The sequence below is a fragment of the Streptomyces sp. NPDC018000 genome, from assembly GCF_044328025.1.
Lineage (GTDB): Bacteria > Actinomycetota > Actinomycetes > Streptomycetales > Streptomycetaceae > Streptomyces.
The window spans coordinates 1-4,117 of the sequence record NZ_JBIRGM010000057.1 but is presented as its reverse complement, the minus strand read 5'-3'; the positions used below and the strand labels follow the sequence as shown (position 1 = coordinate 4,117).

The window sequence follows — 4,117 nt, the reverse complement described above, 5'->3', positions numbered from 1 at the left end:
CCCGACACCACATCATCAAAGTCGGCCACCACCAAAGACCCCACCCGCACCGGCCCCTCCCCGACCGGCACCCACTCGACCCGGTACAGGAACTCGGGGTACTCGTTGCGTGCCTGGGCGAGTTGTTCCTCGGAGATCGGCCGTACGTCGAGCCGGTTCACGGACACGACGGCGCGCCCGGCGGCGTCCGCCACGTCGAGCGACACGCCGGCACCCCCGCCGGAGGCCATGCCCGAGCCCAGCGGGCGTACCCGCACCCGCAGTGCGGTGGCGCCCGTGGCGAACAGTTCCACGCCCGACCAGGCGAACGGCAGGGCGGCCTGTTCCCCGGCGCCGGTCAGGCCCACGGCGTGCAGCGCCGCGTCGAGCACCGCCGGGTGCACACCGAACCCGTCGACCGCCACACCGTCGGGCAGGGCGACCTCGGCGTACACGTCCTCGCCCAGCCGCCAGGCGCCGCGCAGGCCGCGGAACACCGGGCCGTACGACAGGCCGCCCTCCGCGTACCGCTCGTAGACGCCCTCGATGGTGACGGGCTCGGCGCCCGCCGGGGGCCAGACCCCGAGGTCGAAGCCGCCGGAACCGCCGCGCGCTGCGGCGACCAGCGTGCCCGAGCCGTGTCGGACCCAGGAGGCCTCGCCGGTGGCGTCCTCGTCGCGCGAGTACACCCGCACCGAGCGGCGCAGGGAGCCGTCCTCGGGGGCACCTACGACGACCTGGATCCGGACACCGCCGCGCTCGGGCAGCACCAGCGGAGCCTCCAGCGTCAGCTCTTCGAGCACCCCGCAGCCGACCTGGTCGCCGGCGCGTATCACCAGGTCGACGAAGCCGGTGCCGGGGAAGAAGATCGAGCCGCCGACGACGTGGTCGGCGAGCCAGGGCTGGGTCTGTGCCGAGAGCCGCCCGGTGAAGAGGTGGCCCTGCGAGTCGGCGAGCGCGACGGCCGCGCCGAGCAGCGGGTGATCGGTGGCGCCGAGGCCGATGGACTCCGGGTCGCCCTGGTCGCCCGTCGCCTGCTCCCAGAAGCTCTGGCGCTGGAAGGCGTACGTGGGCAGGTCGACGGGGCGGGCCCCGGTGCCGTCGAACACGGCGGACCAGGCGACCTCGCCGCCCGAGGCGTAGAGCCGGCCGAGCCCGGTGAGCAGGCCCCGTGCCTCCGGGCGCCCCTTGCGCAGCAGCGGCACGCACACGAAGCGCGCCATGCGCTCGGGGCGCTCGGCTCCCTCGGTCTCCTCGAGGCAGGTCTGCGCGAGACCGGTCAGCACGCCGTCCGGGCCGACCTCGACGAACCGGGTCACGCCGCGGTCCACCGCGGTGCGCACGCCGTCGCCGAATCGCACGGCCCGGCTCACGTGCCGCAGCCAGTACTCCGCGGTGCGCAGGTCCTCTCCCGCCGCCACGTCGCCGGTCACGTTGGAGATGACGGCCAGCCGCGGTTCGGCGAACGACAGACCTTCGAGTACCCGCCGGAAGTCGTCCAGCATCGGCTGCATCAGTCCTGAGTGGAAGGCGTGCGACACATGGAGACGGGACGTCTTGCGGCCCGCGGCCTTCAGGCGCTCGGCGACCTGGGTCACCGCTGCCTCGGGGCCCGAGAGAACGACCGCCCTGGGGCCGTTGACCGCGGCCAGGTCGGCTCCCGGTGCCTCGGCGAGCAGCGGCAGCACCTCGTCCTCGCTCGCCTGGACGGCGATCATGGCGCCGCCCGCGGGGAGGGCCTGCATGAGCCTGCCGCGCGCGGCGACCAGGGCACAGGCGTCCGCCAGGGAGAGCACACCCGCGATGTGCGCGGCGGCGATCTCGCCGATGGAGTGGCCCATGACGATGTCGGGCCGAACCCCCCAGGACTCCAGGAGGCGGTACAGGCTCACCTCGATCGCGAAGAGGCCGGGCTGGGCGTACTCGGTGCGGTCGAGGAGCGCGGCCCCCGCGGTGCCCTCGTCGGCGAACAGGACGTCGTTCAGGGGGCGTTCGAGAGTTGCGTCGAGTTGCTCGCGGATCTCGTCCCAGGCCCGCCGGTAGGCGGGGTACGTGTCGTACAGCTCGCGGCCCATGCCGGGACGCTGGGCGCCCTGGCCGGTGAACAGGAACGCGGTCTTGCCGCTGGTGCGGGCGGTGTCGGCGCCGGTGCCGTCGGCGAGGGAGCTGAGGCCCGTCAGCAGTTCGGCGGTGTCGGCGCCGAGCACGGTGGCGCGACGCTCCAGCGCGCCGCGCTTGGTGGTCAGAGACCAGCCGACGTCCACGGGGCTCAGGTCGCCGTGCTCCGCGACGTACGAGGCGAGGCGTGCGGCCTGGGCGCGCAGTCCGTCCTCGCCGCGGCCGGAGATGACCCACGGCACCAGCGCGCCATGCGCGGGGGCGTCGTCCGAGGAGGCGGCCTGCTCGTGGTCGTGCTCGGGCGACGCCTGCTCGATGATGACGTGGGCGTTGGTGCCGCTGATCCCGAAGGAGGAGATGCCCGCGCGCCGCGGCCGGCCGGCGTCCCAGGGGACTTCCTCGGTCAGCAGCCGCATGGCGCCCGACGTCCAGTCGACGTGGGTGGACGGCTCGTCGACGTGCAGGGTCCTGGGCAGTACGCCGTGGCGCATGGCCATGACCATCTTGATGATTCCGGCGACACCGGCGGCGCCCTGGGTGTGGCCGATGTTCGACTTGACCGAGCCCAGCCACAGCGGCTGCTCCGCCGTGCGGTCGCGGCCGTAGGTGGCCAGCAGGGCCTGCGCCTCGATGGGGTCGCCCAGGACGGTGCCGGTGCCGTGCGCCTCCACCGCGTCGATGTCGGCCGGGTTCAGCCGGGAGTTGGCGAGCGCCTGGCGGATGACGCGCTGCTGGGCAGGGCCGTTGGGCGCGGTGAGGCCGTTGCTCGCGCCGTCCTGGTTGACGGCGGAGCCGCGGACGACCGCGAGCACGGGGTGCCCGTTGCGCCGGGCGTCCGACAGTCGCTCCACCACCAGCACGCCGACGCCCTCGCCCCAGCCGGTGCCATCGGCCCCGGCGGCGAATGCCTTGCATCGGCCGTCGCGGGACAGGCCGCGCTGGCGGCTGAACTCCACGAAGGCGGCGGGCGAGGCCATGATGGTCACACCGCCCGCGAGGGCGAGGTCGCACTCGCCGTTGCGCAGTGCCTGGCCGGCGAGGTGCAGCGCCACCAGGGACGACGAGCACGCCGTGTCCACGGTGACCGCGGGGCCTTCGAGGCCGTAGGTGTACGCGATACGGCCGGAGACGATGCTGCCGGAGCTGCTGCTGCCCGAGTAGTCGTGGTAGACGACCCCGGCGAAGACACCGGTGGCGCTGCCCTTGAGGGTGGCCGGGTCGATGCCCGCGCGCTCGAACGCCTCCCAGGAGGTCTCCAGGAGGAGGCGCTGCTGGGGGTCTGTGATCAGGGCCTCGTTGGGGCTGATGCCGAAGAAGTCGGCGTCGAAGTCGGGGGCGTCGTGGAGGAATCCGCCCTTGTTGACGTAGGTGGTGTCGGGGCGGGTCTCGGTGGGGTCGTAGAGCCGGTCGAGGTTCCAGCCGCGGTTGCCGGGGAAGTCGGTGATGGCGTCGTCGCCGTCCGCGATCAGCCGCCACAGGTCTTCCGGGGATTCGACGCCGCCGGGGAAGCGGCAGGACATGCCGACGATGACGATGGGGTCGTCGGCGACGAGGCCGGTGGTCGGCAGGACGGCGGCCGCGGCCATGTCTCCGGAGACCTCGGCCAGCAGGAAGTCGGCGAGGGCGCCCGCGGTCGGGTAGTCGAAGACGAGCGTGGCGGGGAGCTGGAGCCCGGTCGAGCCGCCCAGGCCGTTGCGCAGCTCGACCGCGGTGAGGGAGTCGAAGCCGAGGTCGCTGAAGGCACGGTCGGGCTCGATGGCCTCGGGGGTCGCGTGGCCGAGCACCGCGGCCACCTGTCCCCGCACCAGGTTGAGGACGGCCTCGTGGCGCTCGGACTCGGGGAGCGCGGCGAGCCGCTCGCCGAGCGAGCTCGCGGCGGCGATCGCGGTACGCGAGGTGGCCTGGCGGCGGGCGGGGCGGCCGGTGAGGTGGTGGTAGAGGGGCGAGAGCTCCGTGCCCTGCGCCCGTAGCGCGTCGACATCGAGCCGTACCGGCACGAGGGCCGAACCCGCACGCACAC

General features: G+C 73.9%; 1 protein-coding gene. It reads right to left on the bottom strand.

Features of this window, described 5'->3' with window-relative positions; translation table 11 throughout:
* A partial coding sequence (locus ACH4EW_RS32375; protein ID WP_398263128.1) for a type I polyketide synthase occupies window positions 1-4,117 on the bottom strand: 4,117 nt, incomplete at both ends.